The following is a 15,946-nucleotide window of genomic DNA, read 5'->3' as shown; positions in this document are numbered from 1 at the left end:
TTGAGTTCTCAAGGACCAGACGCACTCCCCGCTCGACCCCGCAAAGAGGTTCCGCCAGAGAGGCTTTCGTTCTTGGTGTCACCGGTCGGGCCGTGCGGCCTGCGTCGGACCCGGAGGCCCAGTGGCTCATCCCGAGGGAGAGAACCGGTGGAGTAGTCATCCTAGGCGTCGAAGCGATCCAGCGCAAGGCCGGTTCGAACTTCAGTGGAGGATGGTCCCGCTTGAGGCCGGCAGGCTCTGGGCTCTCGCTCCAGCCGCTCCGCCGCACCTTTGGGGTGACGAGTAAGAACTATACGCAGGGATCAGCGGGTGCGCCAAGGCGGGCTACATCTCGGGCGTGTCGCCTTCTGCAACACCGAGCGCAGGACGCAGCGATGCCCGGCTCCCACCAGGGGAACCGGGCATCGACGGACGGGGACGATCAGGAGAGCGTCACGCCGGCCAGAGTCTTCTTGCCGCGGCGGAGCACGACGACGCCACCCGGGAGCGCGAGGTCCGACAGCGGTGCGGCAGGGTCCTCGGCGCGGGCGTTGTTCACGTACACGCCGCCCTGGTCGATCGCGCGACGCGCTTCCCCGAGGGACTTCACGAGTTCGGTGTCGACGAGCGCTCGAGCGACATCGGCATCGCCGGGCAACGCCACCGAGCCGGGGAGCTCGGCGATGGCCGACCGCAGGGTCTGCTCGTCCAGCGCGCCGAGGTCGCCGTTGCCGAAGAGCGCCGCCGAGGCATCGATCGCCGCCTGCGTCGCGTCGACCCCGTGCACGACCGCCGTCACCTCGAACGCGAGGGTTCGTTGCGCTTCACGCTTGAAGGGTTCGTCCGCCACGGCCTGTTCGAGCCGCTCGATCTCGGCGCGCGGGAGGAACGTGAACTGCCGCAGCCGGGCGATGACGTCCGCGTCCGCCGTGTTGAGCCAGAACTGGTAGAACGCGTACGGCGACGTCATCTCCGGGTCGAGCCAGATCGCGTTGCCCTCGCTCTTGCCGAACTTCGTGCCGTCCGAGTTCGTGATCAGGGGCGTTCCCAGCGCGTGCACCGAAGCGCCTTCGGTGCGCCGGATGAGTTCCGTCCCGGAGGTCAGGTTCCCCCATTGGTCCGATCCACCGGTCTGGAGCGTGCACCCGTACTGCAGGAAGAGCTCTCGGTAGTCGAGACCCTGGAGGATCTGGTAGCTGAACTCGGTGTAGCTGATGCCGGCATCCGAGTTCAGCCGCGCGGCGACGGCGTCCTTCTTGAGCATCGCGTTCACGCGGAAGTACTTGCCGATGTCACGCAGGAAGTCGATCGCCGAGAGCGGGGCGGTCCAGTCGAGGTTGTTCACCAGCCGGACGCCGTTGTCACCGTCGGGGCTGAGGAACCGCGACACCTGTCCCTGCAGACGGGTCACCCACTCCCCCACCGTCTCGCGCGTGTTCAGCGTGCGCTCGGCGGTCGGACGCGGGTCGCCGATGAGACCGGTCGAACCGCCCACCAACGCGAGCGGCTTGTGCCCGGCGAGCTGGATCCGGCGCATCGTCAACAGCTGCAGGAGGTTGCCGCAGTGCAGGGACGGCGCGGTGGGGTCGAACCCGCAGTAGTACGTGATCGGCTCGCCGTCGAGGGCCTCCTTGAGTGCCGTCTCGTCGGTCGAGACGTGCACCAGATCACGCCAGCGCAGTTCGTCCCAGACCGAGGCGAAGGTCGGGTCGTTCTGCTGGCGCGTCAGGACATCGTGAGCTGATCCACTGGACACCGGACCATCGTACCGGCGTGGGGCGGGGCCAGGAGGCGCGGCCCGACCGGTCAGTCCAGGGCACCCTTGTGCCGTCGGTACGCCGACACCGTCGGGTCGCCCGTCAACCAGAAACGCCAGGGGAACGTCGCTCCGCCGGCGATCCCGCCGACGCCGGTCCGCGGGCCGCGGGAGATCCGCGGGACCGCGCCGGTCCCGGACGGCCCGGGCACCGTCTCCGACAGGAGCTCCTCGATGACACGGGCCGGCCCGGCGGAGGCGAGCCGCGCCTCCAGGCCGGGAGCCAGCGTGAGCACGTACGGTCCGGACCCGTCGAGGAGCGTCGTGCCGTCGTCCTCACCGAGGACGGCGCCGAGCGCCCCGCCGAGGTTGCCGGGACCACGGGCGAGCGCGACGTCCGGCACCGGGCCGCGGCGAGCCCGCGCGGTCTCGGTGCCGTCGACCACCTCGGCGCCGCGGAGCAGGGACCCGGAGGAGATCCCGGCGGGAGCACTGACCACGTTGACGCACGTGTGGATGCCGTACGAGCGGTAGGCGTAGAGCGTCCCGGGCGGCCCGAACAGGTGACGGTTGCGCGGTGTCGGCCCACGGTGCCCGTGCGAGCCGGGGTCCGTGGGGCCGAAGTAGGCCTCGACCTCGGTGATGCGGAGGCTCACGCCCTTCCCCGTGATCGTCGCTCCGAGCAGTGCCGGTGCGGAGATCGGCGCCGGCTCGGAGAGGAGTGCGAGCGTCGGTTCGGTCATCGCGTGAACGGCATGCCCTCCGCCAGGTCGTGGACGCGCCGCGTCAGCGCCGCCAGCTGTTCGGCGACGCGGTCCGGCGCGGTACCACCGACGCCCGCGCGGGACGCGACACTGCCCTCGATCGACAGCACACTGCGCACCTCGCTCGTGAGGTGCTCGGAGACCGTCAGGTACTCCGCGTCCGTCGGGGCGTCGAGCTCGATGCCACGCTCCTCGCAGTACCGCACCAACGCCCCGGAGATCTCGTGGGCGTCGCGGAACGGCACCCCCTGCCGCACCAGCCACTCGGCGACGTCCGTCGCGAGCGAGAACCCCTGCGGCGCCAGCTCGGCCATGCGATCGGTGTCGAACGACAGCGTCGCGATCATCCCGGTGAAGGCCGGGAGCAGGACCTCGAGCTGCGCGACGGAGTCGAAGACGGGCTCCTTGTCCTCCTGCAGGTCGCGGTTGTACGCCAGCGGGAGGCCCTTGAGCGTCGCGAGCAACCCGGTCAGGTTGCCGATCAGCCGACCGGACTTGCCGCGAGCGAGCTCCGCGATGTCCGGGTTCTTCTTCTGCGGCATGATGCTCGACCCGGTCGAGAACGCGTCGTGGAGCCGGACGAAGCCGAACTCCTTCGTGTTCCACAGGATGATCTCCTCCGCCAGGCGGGACACGTCGATCCCGATCTGGGCGAGCACGAAGGCGAACTCCGCCACCACGTCGCGCGCGGCCGTCGCGTCGATCGAGTTGTCCGCCGGGCGCGCGAAGCCGAGCTCCTGCGCGATCGCCGCGGGGTCGAGGCCGAGCGAGCTGCCGGCCAGGGCGCCCGCGCCGTAGGGGCTCACGCTGGCGCGGTCGGCCCAGTCACGGAGACGTTCGAGGTCCCGGACGAGGGGCCACACGTGGGCCAGCAGGTGGTGCGCGAGGAGCACCGGCTGCGCGTGCTGCAAGTGCGTCCGACCCGGCATGATCGCGCCCGGGTGCTCGTTCGCCTGCTGCGAGATCGCGTCGACCAGGTCGATGACGAGGTGCCCGATGCGGCGACCGTGGTCGAGCATGTGCATGCGCCCGAGGGTCGCGATCTGGTCGTTGCGGCTGCGGCCGGCGCGGAGCTTCCCGCCGAGTTCCGGCCCGACGTCGGCGATGAGCAGCCGTTCGAGCGCGCCGTGCACGTCCTCGTCGCCGTCCGCCGGCTGCAGTTCGCCGGTCGCGTGCGCCGCTTCGAGGCGGTCGAGGCCGGCGAGCATCCGGGCGAGCTCGTCCTCGGTCAGGTACCCGGCGGTGTGGAGCGCCCGGGCGTGGGCGCGCGAGCCGGCGATGTCGTACGGGGCGAGCTGCCAGTCGAACTGGGTCGAGCGGGACAGCGCGGCGAGTTCGGCGCTCGGGCCGTCGGCGAAGCGGCCGCCCCAGAGGGCGCCGGCGTTGGTGGCGTCGGTCTTGGTGGGCTGGTTCACGTCGGTCACTTCTGTCCCTCGTCGTTCGTGTGCTCGGGGTGGCGGCTGCTCGGGTGGGGCATCGCTGCTCGGTGCGGGCGGGTACGCGGTCAGTTGGCGAGGTCGCGGCGGGCGGAGATCCTGCTCGGCAGCGACCAGATGTCGATGAAGCCCTTCGCCGGCACCTGGTCGAACGCGTCGCCGGTGTCGTACGTCGCCAACTCGAAGTCGTAGAGGCTCTGGCTCGAGCGCCGGCCGGTGACGACCGCGCGACCGCCGTGCAGTCGCAACCGGAGGTCACCGGACACGTGCTGCTGGGTGTGGTCGATGAAGGCGTCCAGGCTGCGCTTCAGGCCGCCGAACCACAGCCCGTCGTACACCAGGTCCGCCCAGTCGGCCTCGACCGTCCGCTTGTACCGGATGACGTCGCGTTCCAGGGTGAGGCTCTCGAGTTCCTCGTGCGCCGCGATGAGTGCGATGGCCGCGGGTGCCTCGTAGACCTCCCGGGACTTGATCCCGACGACGCGGTCCTCGACCACGTCGATCCGGCCGACCCCGTGCTTGCCGGCCAGGGCGTTGAGCTCCTGGACGACGCGCAACACGCTGAACCGTTGCCCGTCGATCGCGACCGGGACGCCCTGCTCGAAGGTGACGGTCACCTCGTCCGGGTCGCGTGCGATGGTCGGGTCCTGCGTGTAGGCGTAGAGGTCCTCGGGCGGGGCGTTCCACGGGTCCTCGAGCACACCGGTCTCGACGGCACGACCCCAGACGTTCTGGTCGATCGAGTACGGCGACCGCTCCGACTGTTCGATCGGGAGGCGGCGCTCCTGCGCGTCGGCGATCGCCCGGTCGCGGGTGAGGGCGAGGTCCCGCACCGGCGCGACGGTCGTCAGGTCGGGAGCGATGGCGGCGACGGCGGCCTCGAACCGCACCTGGTCGTTGCCCTTGCCCGTGGAGCCGTGCGCCACGCTGTCCGCGCCGAGCTGCTTCGCGGTGAGGGCGAGGTGCTTGGCGATGAGCGGTCGACTCAGCGCGGAGACCAGCGGGTAGCGCTTCTGGTAGAGGGCGTTGGCCTTGAGCGCCGGGACGAGGTAGTCGTCGGCGAACTCGTCCTTGGCGTCGACGACGATCGACTCGACGGCACCGCAGTCGAGGGCTCGCTGCCGCACGGCGTCCATGTCCTCGCCGTCCTGGCCGACGTCGACCGCGAGCGCGACGACCTCCTTGCCGGTCGCGTCACGCAGCCAGCCGATGCCGACGGAGGTGTCGAGTCCGCCGGAGTACGCCAGGACGACGCGGTCAGCCACGTGGGTCTCCCTCGGTCAGGCCGTCGCGGACACGCTGGTCGACGCCGGCGCTCCCGTCGCGTTGGCGGCGAGGAGCCAGGCGAGCAGCGCCTTCTGGGCGTGCAGGCGGTTCTCCGCCTCGTCCCAGATGATGCTGCGCGGCCCGTCGATCACCTCGGCCGTGACCTCGAAGCCGCGGTCGGCCGGCAGGCAGTGCATGAAGACCGCGTCGTCGGCCGCGTGCGCCATCAGGGCGTCGTCCACCCGGTACCCGTGGAAGGTGTCGAGGCGCGCCTGCTTCTCGTCCTCCTTGCCCATCGACACCCAGGTGTCCGTGACGACGACGTCCGCGCCGGCGACGGCCGCGACCGGATCCGTCACGACGAGTGCGGAGCCGCCGGTCTCGGCGGCGCGACGCTCGGCGTCGGCGACGACCTCGGGAGCGGGCGAGAACTCCGACGGAGCGGCAACCCGCACGTGCATGCCCGCCGTCGTGCCCGCGAGCAGGTACGACTGCGCCATGTTGCTCGCGCCGTCACCGATGAAGGCGACGGTCTGACCGGCCAGGGTCCCGCGGTGCTCACGGATGGTCAGCAGGTCGGCGAGCAGCTGGCACGGGTGGAAGTCGTCGGAGAGCGCGTTGACGACGGGGACGCTCGTCTTCGCCGCCATCTCCTCGAGCCCCGCCTGACCGTAGGTGCGCCAGACGATCGCCGAGACCATGCGCTCGAGCACCCGGGCGGTGTCGGACGGGGTCTCCTTGCCGCCGAGCTGGCTGTTCGCGGTGGAGATGATGAGCGGGCTGCCGCCGAGGTCGGAGATGCCGACGTGGAAGGACACCCGCGTCCGGGTCGAGGACTTGTCGAAGATCACCGCGACGCTCTGCGGGCCGGCGAGGGGCTTCGCGCCCCAGCGGTCGGCCTTCATCTGCTCGGCGAGGTCGAGGATCGCGGACTGTTCCGCCTGGCTGAGGTCGTCGTCGCGGAGGAAGTGGCGGGTCATGCGGAGGTCTCCTGGGCGGCAGCGACCGCCGCGAGGCTCTGGCCGAGGATCGACACGAACTCGTCGATCTCGGCGTCGGACACGATGAGCGGCGGCGCGATGCGCAGGCTCGACTCGTTCGGGGCGTTGATGATGAGTCCGCGTTCGAGCGCGGCGGCGTTGACGGCGGCGGCGACCGGCGCGGTCAGGCCGACGCCGATGAGCAGACCGCTGCCCCGGACCTCGTCCACCAGGGGCGACGCGATGCTCGCGATGCCCGCCCGGATGCGCTCGCCCTTCGTCACGGCACCCGCGACGAGGTCGGCGCGTTCGATCTCCTCGAGCACGGCGTTCGCGACGCGGGTGCCGAGCGGGTTGCCTCCGAAGGTCGAACCGTGCTGGCCCGCCGAGAACAACTCGGACGCCCAGCCGAACGTGACCAGGGCGCCGATCGGGAACCCGCCGGCGATGCCCTTCGCGATCGTGACCGCGTCGGGCTCGAAGCCGTGGCCCTGGAACGTGAACCAGTTCCCGGTGCGTCCGACACCGGTCTGGATCTCGTCGAGGATGAGCAAGGCGCCGTGCTCCTCGGTCAGGCGGCGGGCGGCGAGGAGGAAGCCCTCCGGCAGGTCGACCACGCCCGCCTCGCCCTTGATCGGCTCGAGGACCAGGGCGGCGACGGTGTCGTCGATCGACTCCTCGAGCGCGGCGACGGTGGAGTCGATGTGTTCCACGCCGGGCACCATCGGCAGGAAGTCCGCCTGGAGCGCGGGCTTCCCCGTGAGCGCGAGCGCGCCCATGGTGCGGCCGTGGAAGCCCTGCTTGAGCGCGAGGATGCGGGTCTTGCGACCATCGACGCCCTTGTTGAGCCGCGCGAGCTTGAAGGCGGCTTCGTTCGCCTCGGCGCCCGAGTTGCCGAAGTACACGCGCCCGGCCTCGCCCGCACCGGTGATGCGCTTCAGCCGTTCGGCGAGTTCGAGCTGCGGCGGTGTCGCGAAGTAGTTCGACACGTGCACGAGCTTGGAAGCCTGGTCGGTGATCGCCTCGACCAGCGCAGGGTGCGCGTGGCCGAGGGAGTTCACGGCGATCCCGGCGAGGAAGTCGAGGTACTCCTTGCCCTCGACGTCCCAGACGCGGCAGCCCTGGCCGCGTTCGAGCATGATCTTCGGCGGGGTCAGGGATCGCATGAGCGACGCCCCGAACCGGTCGTTCCAGGTCTCGGTCTGCGTCTCGGTGCTCACTGCGCGTGTCCCTTCTCGGTCGTGTCGGCGTCGTGCTTCCCCGCGGTGTCCGTCGGCGCGGCGACGCGTCGGCCGATCTCGGCGTGGGTCATCTGGTTCTCGGTGCGGCGGCTCGGGTCCGGGATCACCTCGGTGCCGGCACCGCGGAGCGTGAAGACCTCGAGCAGGATCGAGTGCGGGATGCGCCCGTCGATGATGGTCGCGCCACCGACCCCGCCGACCACGGCGTCGAGGCACGCGGTCATCTTCGGGATCATGCCCGACTCGAGGGACGGCAGCAGCGCCCGGAGCTCCTCGACCGAGATGAGGTCGACGATCGAGTCGCGGTCGGGCCAGTTGCGGTACAGGCCCGGCACGTCCGTGAGCATCATGAGCTTGGACGCCTTGAGCGCGATCGCGAGGGCTCCGGCGGCGGCGTCGGCGTTCACGTTGAGCGCTTGGTCCGGGTGCGCGTCGTCGATCGCGATGCTCGAGACCACCGGGATGCGACCGGCTTCGATCGCGGCGAGGACGCCGCTCGGATCGACGTGCGTGATGTCCCCGACGTGTCCGAGGTCGAAGTGCTCGCCGTCGACGACGACGCCCTTCTTCTCGCCCGTGAAGAGCGACCCCCCGTCACCGAACACCCCGACCGCCAGGCCGTCTCCGTGCTCGTTCATCAGATCGACGATCTCGCGGTTGACCTCGCCGGCGAGGACGTCGCGCACGACCGAGATCGCCTCGGTCGTCGTCACCCGGTAGCCGCCGCGGAACTCCGACTCGATGCCCTGTTCCTTGAGCGCCGCCGAGATCTGCGGACCGCCACCGTGCACGACGACGGGGTGCAGGCCCGCGTAGCGCAGGTACACCATGTCCTCCGCGAAGGCCCGCTTGAGGTCGTCGTTCACCATGGCGTTCCCGCCGAACTTGACGACGACGATCTTCCCCGAGAACCGCTTCAACCACGGCAGGGACTCGATGAGCGTCGCGGCCTTGACCGCCGCGAGCTCGTGTTCCTCTTGCTTCGTCAGGTCGCTCATCAGCTGGAGTACGCGCTGTTCTCGTGGACGTAGTCGTGCGTGAGGTCGTTCGTGAGGATCGTCGCTGCGTACGGTCCCGCTCCGAGGTCGATGAGCACGTGCGTGTCGCGCGGGGTCAGGTCGACCGTGTCGCTCGGCTGGTCCGGCGCACCGGCGTGGCAGACACGGACGCCGTTCATCGAGACGTCCACCGCGTACGGATCGAACTCGGCGTCCGTGGTGCCGATCGCGGCGAGCACCCGGCCCCAGTTCGGGTCGTTGCCGAACACGGCGGCCTTGAACAGGTTGTTGCGCGCGACGCTCCGGCCGACCGTCACGGCGTCGTCCTCGCTCGCGGCGTTGACGACCTCGATGGCGATGTCGTGGCTCGCTCCTTCGGCGTCCTGCTGCAGCTGCCGGGCGAGGTCCGCGCAGACGGCCGTCAGGGCTTCCTGGAAGTCGCCGACCTCGGGTGTGACACCGCTGGCCCCGGAGGACAGCAGGACGACGGTGTCGTTGGTGGACATGCAACCGTCGGAGTCGACACGGTCGAAGGTCACGCGCGTCGCTGCGCGGAGCGCCTGGTCGAGCTCGTCGGAACCGAGGACCGCGTCCGTCGTGATGACCACGAGCATCGTCGCGAGTCCGGGCGCCAGCATGCCGGCGCCCTTCGCCATGCCGCCGACCGTCCAGCCGTCCTCGGAGACGACGGACTGCTTCGGCTTCGTGTCGGTCGTCATGATCGCGGTCGCGGCGTCGGGGCCGCCGTCCGTCGAGAGTGCGGCGCTCGCGAGGTCGACACCCCGCAGGACGGTGTCGCGGAAGGTCTGGTCCCCCACTCCGATGAGCCCCGTCGAGCAGACGACGACGTCGCCGGCACCGATGCCGAGCGCGTCGCCCACCGCCTCGGCCGTGAGGTGCGTGGTCTGGAAGCCGAAGGGCCCGGTGAAGCAGTTCGCGCCGCCCGAGTTGAGGACGACCGCTCGCGCGACGCCGTCGCCGACGACCTGGCGGGACCAGATCACGGGGTGCGCCTGCGCGCGGTTGCTGGTGAACACGGCGGCCACCGCCGCCTGCGGCCCGTCGTTGACGACGAGCGCGACGTCCGGCTTGCCGCTCGCCTTGAGTCCGGCGGTCACGCCGGCTGCGCGGAAGCCTGCTGCCGCGGTGACGCCCTGGAGGCCCGGTGCGGTCTGGGTGTTGTCGGTCACGTCGGTCACGGGGCGACTCCGTCCACGCTGAGGCCCAGGGTCTCGGGGAAGCCGAGGGCGATGTTCGTCGACTGGACGGCGGCACCCGCGGTGCCCTTCGCCAGGTTGTCGAGGGCGCTGACCGCGACCACGCGGCCGGCGGCTTCGTCGACGGCGATGCCGATCAGCGCCGTGTTGGCGCCGATCGTGTCCGCGACACGCGGGAACTCGCCCTCGGGGAGGAGGTGCACGAACGGCTCGTCGGCGTACGCCTGCTCCCACGCGAGTCGGACGTCGCGGGCGCTGACGCCCGGCGCGAGCTTCGCCGTCGTCGTCGCGAGGATGCCGCGCGACATCGGGACGAGGACGGGCGTGAACGAGATGGTGACGTCGGACGCACCGGCGACGACGAGGTTCTGCTGGATCTCCGGGATGTGTCGGTGCTTCCCGCCGACGCCGTACGCGCTCGCGGAGCCCATGATCTCGGACGCGAGGTACGTCGTCGCGAGCTTCTTGCCGGCCCCGCTCGGGCCGACGCTCAGCACGGCGACGATGTCGTCCGACTCGACCAGCCCCGCCTGGATGCCCGGCTGGATGCCGAGCGTGACCGCTGTCACGTTGCACCCGGGCACCGCGATGCGCTTCGTCCCGACGAGCGCCGACCGCTGCCGTCCCTGCGCGGCGATGTCGTCGACGTCGCGCCACTCGTCCGCCGAACCCGGCGCCGGGGCCGCGTGCAGCAGCTCGGGCAGGCCGTAGGTCCAGGCGCCGTGGTAGTCGCCACCGTAGAAGGTCTCCCACGCCGCCGGGTCCGTCAGGCGGTGGTCCGCGCCGCAGTCCACCACGAGGGCGTCGTCACCGAGCTCCGCCGTGATCACGCCGGACTGCCCGTGCGGCAGCGCGAGGAACACCACGTCGTGCCCGCGCAGGTTCTCCGCCGTCGTCTCGACGAGGGTCAGGTGCGACAGCGAGCGGAGGTGCGGCTGCGTCGCGATGAGCGGCTGTCCGGCGTTCGAGAACGCCGTCACCGTCCTGACGTCGAACTCGGGATGGGCGGAGAGCACGCGCAGGAGCTCACCGCCCGCGTAGCCGGAGGCTCCCGCCACGGCGACGGATACGGACATGGGATTCCACCTTTGGTCGGACTGGTCGTCGAGAGAGTCGGAGGCGGCGGCCCCGGGCGGTGCTGGTCCCGATGGGATCAGTCGCGCAGGGTCGCCCCGAATCGCTCGCCGGCACGTCGGACTGCGCCGTCGCGGGCCTCGGTGGCCTCGGCAGCGGTCAGCGTGCGGTCCGTGGCGCGGAAGCGCAGCGCGAACGTCAGGGACTTCTGTCCCTCGTCCACGCCAGTGCCCCGGTAGTCGTCCACGAGCCGAGCATACTCCAAGAGCTCTCCGGCACCAGATCGCACCGCGTCGAGCACCCCACCCGCGGGGACGTCGGCAGCGACCACCAGCGAGAGGTCCTGCGTCGCCGCCGGGTACGACACGATCGGCGCCACCGAGACGAGCTCGGGTGCGGCTGCGACGAGGGCGTCGAGGTCGAGTTCGAGGACGGCGACCACGCGCGGCAGCACAGCGGCCTCGGTGAGCTCGGGCAGGAGCTCGCCCGCCACGCCCACGACGGTGTCGCCGACGAGGAGCGACGCCGCACGGCCGGGGTGCAGGGACGGGTGCGTCGTCTGGGCCACGGTCAGCTCGACCCCGACCGCCCACGCGACGGTGCGGGCAGCGTCGAGTGCGTCCGCGATCCCGTAGGGCTCGGCCTGCACGCCCGGCTGCTTCACGACGCGGTTGCCGGTGAGCAGGGCCGAGACGTGGAAGGGCTGTGCGGGGAGCGAGCCGTCGAGCGCGGCCAGCGTCTCGCGATCGGGCAGCACGGCGCCGGCCGGAACCGTGTCGGTGCCGAGCGTGGCACCCGCGACCGGCAGGAACACCCGGGACGTCTCGTACAGCGCGACGTCGACGAGACCGCGGGAGACGTTCCGCCGGGCGGCGTCGACGAGGGCCGGGAGTCCACTGCGGCGGAGGAGGCTCTGCTCGCTGTCGAGCGCGTTCGCGAGCACGACGCTCGGACCCCCGTCGCCGTCGATGCCGGGGTAGGCGTCCTGCGTGGCCTGCGACACGAACGGAGCGGTGACGGCCTCGACGAGACCCGCTGCGGCCAGGGCGGCCGAGACGCGGCGCCGAGCCTGCTGGTGCGTCGTGAGACCACGGCCGGGCGGGGCGACGGGCAGCACGCTGGGGATGCGGTCGTAGCCCACGACCCGCGCCACTTCCTCGACGAGGGTGGTGTCGTCGGTGAGGTCGGAGCGCCAGGTCGGCGGGGTCACGGCCAGCACCGAACCGTCGACGTCGACGGAGCACCCGATGGCGCGGAGGGTGTCGATGACCTCGGCATCGGTGTACTCGACGCCCATCAGCTCGGACGGACGGGAGATCCGCATCGAGAGCGTCGGGCGCGGGGCCGCGTCGACGAGCGTCGAACCGAGGGTGTCGGGCGTCCCGCCGGCGAGGTCGACGAGCAGCTCGACCGCGCGGTTCGCCGCGGCTTCGGCCACCATCGGGTCGACGCCGCGCTCGAAGCGACGGGATGCCTCGCTCGGCAGCTTGTGCCGACGGGCGGTCCGAGCGATCGAGACCGGGTCGAAGCCGGCCGCCTCGATCAGGACGTCCGTCGTGGTGCCGGAGATCTCCGTCCGGGCGCCGCCCATCACGCCGGCGAGACCGACCGCGCCCGCGTCGTCGGTGATGACGAGGTCTTCCGGGTCGAGGGTGCGCTCGACGCCGTCGAGAGTCGTCAGCGTCTCACCCGGCGTGGCGCGACGGACACCGAGCCCGCCCTGCACCTCGGCCAGGTCGTACCCGTGGAGGGGCTGCCCGAGCTCGAGCATGACGTAGTTCGTGATGTCGACCGGCAGCGAGATCGACCTGACACCGGCGAGCGCGAGCCGGGACACCATCCATGCCGGTGTCTTCACCGTCGGGTCGATGCCGCGGACGACGCGGGTGACGAACGTGTGCGCGCCGACCCGGCCGCGGACGGGCGCTCGGTCGTCGATCTTCACCGGGAAGCCCTCGGCCGAGCGCGGCGCGACGCGCTCGGCGGGGTCGTGGAAGCTCGCGCCGGTGGCGTGCGAGTACTCCCGAGCGACGCCCCGCATGCTCAGCACGTAGCCGCGGTCGGGCGTGACGTTGATCTCGACCGCCGCGTCGTCGAGGCCGAGGAGGGCGATGGCGTCCGCGCCGACCTCGGGCTCCATGCCGAGGTCGGCGAAGCGGAGGATGCCGTCGTGCTCGTCACCCAGGCCGAGCTCGCGGGCGGAGGCGATCATGCCGTCCGACACGTGCCCGTACGTCTTGCGCGCGGCGATCGGGAACGGACCGGGCAGCACGGCGCCGGGGAGCGTCACGACGACGAGGTCACCGACGTCGAAGTTGTGCGCACCGCAGACGATGCCGCGGGGCTCGGCCTCGCCGACGTCCACCTGGCACCAGTTGATGGTCTTGCCGTTCTTCTGCGGCTCCGGCTCGCGCTCGAGCACGCGGCCGACGACGATCGGACCGGTGAGGTCGTACGTGTGGACGTCCTCTTCCTCGAAGCCGACCGACACGAGCGCCGCGTGGACGTGCTCGAGGGTGACGTCGTCGGGGAGGTCGACCGACTCGCCGAGCCAACGGAGTGGGACGCGCATCAGACCACCGTTCCGAACTGCTGCGAGAAGCGGATGTCGCCCTCGAGGAAGTCACGCATGTCGTTCAGGCCGTTGCGGAACTGCAGGGTCCGCTCGATGCCCATGCCGAAGGCGAAGCCCTGGTACTCCGCTGGGTCGATGCCCGCCGAGCGCAGGACGTTGGGGTTGACCATGCCGCAGCCGCCCCACTCGACCCACCGAGCACCGCCCTTCGCGTTGGGCTGCCAGACGTCCATCTCGGCGCTGGGCTCCGTGAAGGGGAAGTAGTTCGGCCGGAGACGGATCTGAGCCTCGGCGCCGAACATCTGCCTGGCGAAGTGCTCGAGCGTGCCGCGGAGGTGGGCCATCGTCAGGCCCTTGTCGATCGCGATGCCCTCGACCTGGGTGAAGACCGGCAGGTGCGTGGCGTCGAGCTCGTCGGCGCGGTACACGCGACCCGGCGCGATGACGTACAGGGGCAGCTCGCGCGAGAGCAGGGAACGCACCTGCACCGGGGACGTGTGCGTCCGCATCACCAGGTGACGGTCGACGGGCTCGACGAAGATCGTGTCGGCCATCGCCCGCGCGGGGTGGTCGGGATCGAAGTTCAGGGCGTCGAAGTTGAACCACTCGTGCTCGAGCTCGGGGCCTTCCGCGACTTCCCAACCCATGCCGACGAAGATGTCGGCGACGGCTTCGTTCAGCAGAGACAGCGGGTGGCGGGAGCCCGGCGACCGGTGCGAGGGCAGCGCCGTGACGTCGACGCGTTCGGCTTCGAGCCGTGCGCGTTCCTCTGCCTCGGCGAGCACCGACTCCTGCTCGGCGATCGCCCTGTTCACCTGCCCGCGGGCCTGTCCGACGAGCTTGCCGGCGGCGGCCTTCTGCTCCGGGGGCACGCTGCGCATCGACGCGTTCATCCGCGCCAACGCCGACTGCTCGCCCGTGTGCTCGGCCCGGGCCTGCTTCAGCTCGGCGACGGTCGTCGTGGCGCGGACCGCGGCGAGGGCCCGGTCCACCGCGTCGGCGACGGCCGATTCGCTGATCTCGAGAGGTTCTGACACGAGGCCCAAGCCTACCGGCCGCCGGGATACCGGCGTCCCGCACCGCTCGGACGGTGAACGGACCGACGTGCTCAGCGGCCTGTGGAGGAGGTAGCCACCCGTTGCGCGAACGCTGACTCGTACAGGCACACGGAAGCGGCGGTGGCGAGGTTCATCGACTCCGCCTTGCCGTAGATGGGGACCTTCACGGCGCGGTCGACCAGGGCGAGGTCCTCGGAGGTGAGCCCGCGGGCCTCGTTGCCGAACACCCACGCCGTCGGCCCGTCGAGCATGCCGTCGACCCGGACGTCGGGCAGGTCGTCGCCGGACACGTCGGCCGCCAGGACCGTGTAGCCGAGGGCACGTGCGCGGTCGACGGCGTCGGACAGCGTCACGCCGACCGAGACCGGGACGTGGAAGAGGGACCCGGTGGTCGACCGGACGACCTTCGGGTTGTACGGATCGACGCTCCGGCCGGTGAGGACGACGGCGTCCGCACCCGCCGCGTCGGCGGCGCGGATGATCGTGCCGGCGTTGCCCGGGTCACGCACCTGCTCGAGGATCGCGACGATCCCCGGGAGGCCGCCCCGCGCCTCCTGGACCGCGTCGAGCGAGACGTCGGTTGCGGGGTCGGGGAACACGTCCTTGACCGAGGTCGGGAACTGCTGGCACACCGCCACGACACCCTGCGGGGTCACCGTGTCCGCCATCGTCTCGAGCACCTGTTCGGTGACGAACCAGGTGTCGACCGGTGCGTCGTCGAGCGCGTAGCGCGCTGCCGCCGTGGGCGTGACGTACAGCTCGCGCAGCAGGTCGGGGCGGTACTCGATCGCCTCACGCACCGCCTGCGGGCCCTCGAGCAGGAACAGCCCGGTGTCGGCACGCACGTCCTTCTTCGACAGCGCTGCGACGGCCCGGACACGGCCGGCCTTGGTGTTCTCGAGGAGATCGCTCACGACACGAGTCTACGAATCCGGGAACGACGAAGCCCCCGCCGCAGACGACGGGGGCTTCGTGAGCAGTGCTGGCGACTACGCGGCCTTCGGAGCCGAGGTGTCGGCCGGGAGCGCCTTCTTGGCGGTCTCGACGAGCGCCGCGAACGTCTCGGGGTTGTTCACCGCGAGGTCCGCGAGGATGCGACGGTCGACCTCGACGCCGGCCAGACCCAGACCCTGGATGAGGCGGTTGTAGGTGAGGCCGTTCGCACGCGACGCGGCGTTGATGCGCTGGATCCAGAGGCGACGGAACTCGCCCTTCTTCGCGTGACGGTCGCGGTACGCGTAGACGAGGGAGTGGGTGACCTGCTCCTTGGCCTTGCGGTACAGACGCGAACGCTGACCGCGGTAGCCCTCGGCGCGCTCGAGGATGACGCGGCGCTTCTTGGCGGCGTTGACCGCTCTCTTGACTCGTGCCATTGATCTATTCCTTTACGTTCCGCCGGCTCAGTGGCCGAGAAGCTTCTTGACGTTCTTCGCGTCGGCCTTCGCGAGGACCTGGTCCTCGTTGAGGCGGGCCTTGCGCTTGGCGGGCTTGACCTCGAGGTTGTGACGCATACCGGCCTGCTGCTTCATGATCTTGCCGCTGCCGGTGACCTTGAAGCGCTTCTTCGACCCGGAGTGGGTCTTCTGCTTGGGCATGGTGGTG

The 15,946-nt window shown here is 71.0% G+C and carries 14 protein-coding genes; all 14 read right to left on the bottom strand.

What is annotated here, in order from left to right; translation table 11 throughout:
* Window positions 1–421: 421 nt before the first annotated feature.
* On the bottom strand, window positions 422–1,735 hold the full coding sequence (tyrS, locus tag ACTJKO_RS08425) for a tyrosine--tRNA ligase (RefSeq protein WP_440687616.1): 1,314 nt from the start codon (window positions 1,733–1,735) through the stop codon (window positions 422–424).
* 50 nt (window positions 1,736–1,785) lie between these two features.
* Window positions 1,786–2,478 carry a DNA-3-methyladenine glycosylase gene (locus tag ACTJKO_RS08420; protein WP_440687614.1) on the bottom strand — a complete coding sequence of 231 codons (693 nt, stop codon included), beginning with the start codon at window positions 2,476–2,478 and terminating at the stop codon, window positions 1,786–1,788.
* A complete protein-coding gene (gene argH, locus ACTJKO_RS08415; RefSeq protein ID WP_440687612.1) occupies window positions 2,475–3,923 on the bottom strand; it encodes an argininosuccinate lyase in 1,449 nt (482 codons plus the stop codon). Before argH ends, ACTJKO_RS08420 begins: the two co-directional genes overlap by 4 nt.
* Window positions 3,924–4,003: 80 nt before the next feature.
* A complete protein-coding gene (locus tag ACTJKO_RS08410; protein ID WP_440687610.1) occupies window positions 4,004–5,200 on the bottom strand; it encodes an argininosuccinate synthase in 1,197 nt (398 codons plus the stop codon).
* Between the two features lie 15 nt (window positions 5,201–5,215).
* On the bottom strand, window positions 5,216–6,181 hold the full coding sequence (argF, locus tag ACTJKO_RS08405) for an ornithine carbamoyltransferase (protein WP_440687608.1): 966 nt from the start codon (window positions 6,179–6,181) through the stop codon (window positions 5,216–5,218).
* Window positions 6,178–7,401: an acetylornithine transaminase gene (locus ACTJKO_RS08400; RefSeq protein ID WP_440687606.1), complete on the bottom strand. Its 1,224-nt coding sequence runs from the start codon at window positions 7,399–7,401 to the stop codon at window positions 6,178–6,180. Before ACTJKO_RS08400 ends, argF begins: the two co-directional genes overlap by 4 nt.
* Window positions 7,398–8,420: an acetylglutamate kinase gene (argB, locus tag ACTJKO_RS08395; RefSeq protein WP_440687604.1), complete on the bottom strand. Its 1,023-nt coding sequence runs from the start codon at window positions 8,418–8,420 to the stop codon at window positions 7,398–7,400. Before argB ends, ACTJKO_RS08400 begins: the two co-directional genes overlap by 4 nt.
* Window positions 8,420–9,619 carry a bifunctional glutamate N-acetyltransferase/amino-acid acetyltransferase ArgJ gene (argJ, locus tag ACTJKO_RS08390; protein WP_440687602.1) on the bottom strand — a complete coding sequence of 400 codons (1,200 nt, stop codon included), beginning with the start codon at window positions 9,617–9,619 and terminating at the stop codon, window positions 8,420–8,422. The genes argB and argJ overlap by 1 nt, the downstream gene beginning before the upstream one ends.
* Window positions 9,616–10,713: an N-acetyl-gamma-glutamyl-phosphate reductase gene (locus ACTJKO_RS08385; RefSeq protein ID WP_440687600.1), complete on the bottom strand. Its 1,098-nt coding sequence runs from the start codon at window positions 10,711–10,713 to the stop codon at window positions 9,616–9,618. Before ACTJKO_RS08385 ends, argJ begins: the two co-directional genes overlap by 4 nt.
* Before the next feature lie 77 nt (window positions 10,714–10,790).
* Window positions 10,791–13,283: a phenylalanine--tRNA ligase subunit beta gene (pheT, locus tag ACTJKO_RS08380; protein WP_440687598.1), complete on the bottom strand. Its 2,493-nt coding sequence runs from the start codon at window positions 13,281–13,283 to the stop codon at window positions 10,791–10,793.
* Entirely contained in the window at window positions 13,283–14,323 is a 1,041-nt protein-coding gene (gene pheS / locus ACTJKO_RS08375) for a phenylalanine--tRNA ligase subunit alpha (protein ID WP_440687596.1), read from the bottom strand. The genes pheT and pheS overlap by 1 nt, the downstream gene beginning before the upstream one ends.
* A gap of 71 nt (window positions 14,324–14,394) precedes the next feature.
* Entirely contained in the window at window positions 14,395–15,258 is an 864-nt protein-coding gene (locus ACTJKO_RS08370) for a TrmH family RNA methyltransferase (RefSeq protein WP_440687594.1), read from the bottom strand.
* Window positions 15,259–15,333: 75 nt separating this feature from the next.
* Entirely contained in the window at window positions 15,334–15,717 is a 384-nt protein-coding gene (gene rplT, locus ACTJKO_RS08365; RefSeq protein ID WP_022908516.1) for a 50S ribosomal protein L20, read from the bottom strand.
* A gap of 27 nt (window positions 15,718–15,744) precedes the next feature.
* A complete protein-coding gene (gene rpmI, locus ACTJKO_RS08360; protein ID WP_440687592.1) occupies window positions 15,745–15,939 on the bottom strand; it encodes a 50S ribosomal protein L35 in 195 nt (64 codons plus the stop codon).
* Between the last annotated feature and the right edge of the window lie 7 nt (window positions 15,940–15,946).

It is taken from the genome of Curtobacterium sp. 22159 (genome assembly GCF_052045775.1).
Lineage (GTDB): Bacteria > Actinomycetota > Actinomycetes > Actinomycetales > Microbacteriaceae > Curtobacterium.
Note: the sequence above shows the minus strand (reverse complement) of the source record. Positions and strands in the feature narration are given on the sequence as shown.

Coding starts and splice junctions, on each gene's coding strand:
- rplT (WP_022908516.1), bottom strand. CDS start 15,717: ATGGCACGAGTCAAGAGAGCGGTCAACGCCGCCAAGAAGCGCCGCGTC.
- ACTJKO_RS08420 (WP_440687614.1), bottom strand. CDS start 2,478: ATGACCGAACCGACGCTCGCACTCCTCTCCGAGCCGGCGCCGATCTCC.
- ACTJKO_RS08385 (WP_440687600.1), bottom strand. CDS start 10,713: ATGTCCGTATCCGTCGCCGTGGCGGGAGCCTCCGGCTACGCGGGCGGT.
- argB (WP_440687604.1), bottom strand. CDS start 8,420: ATGAGCGACCTGACGAAGCAAGAGGAACACGAGCTCGCGGCGGTCAAG.
- argF (WP_440687608.1), bottom strand. CDS start 6,181: ATGACCCGCCACTTCCTCCGCGACGACGACCTCAGCCAGGCGGAACAG.
- rpmI (WP_440687592.1), bottom strand. CDS start 15,939: ATGCCCAAGCAGAAGACCCACTCCGGGTCGAAGAAGCGCTTCAAGGTC.
- pheT (WP_440687598.1), bottom strand. CDS start 13,283: ATGCGCGTCCCACTCCGTTGGCTCGGCGAGTCGGTCGACCTCCCCGAC.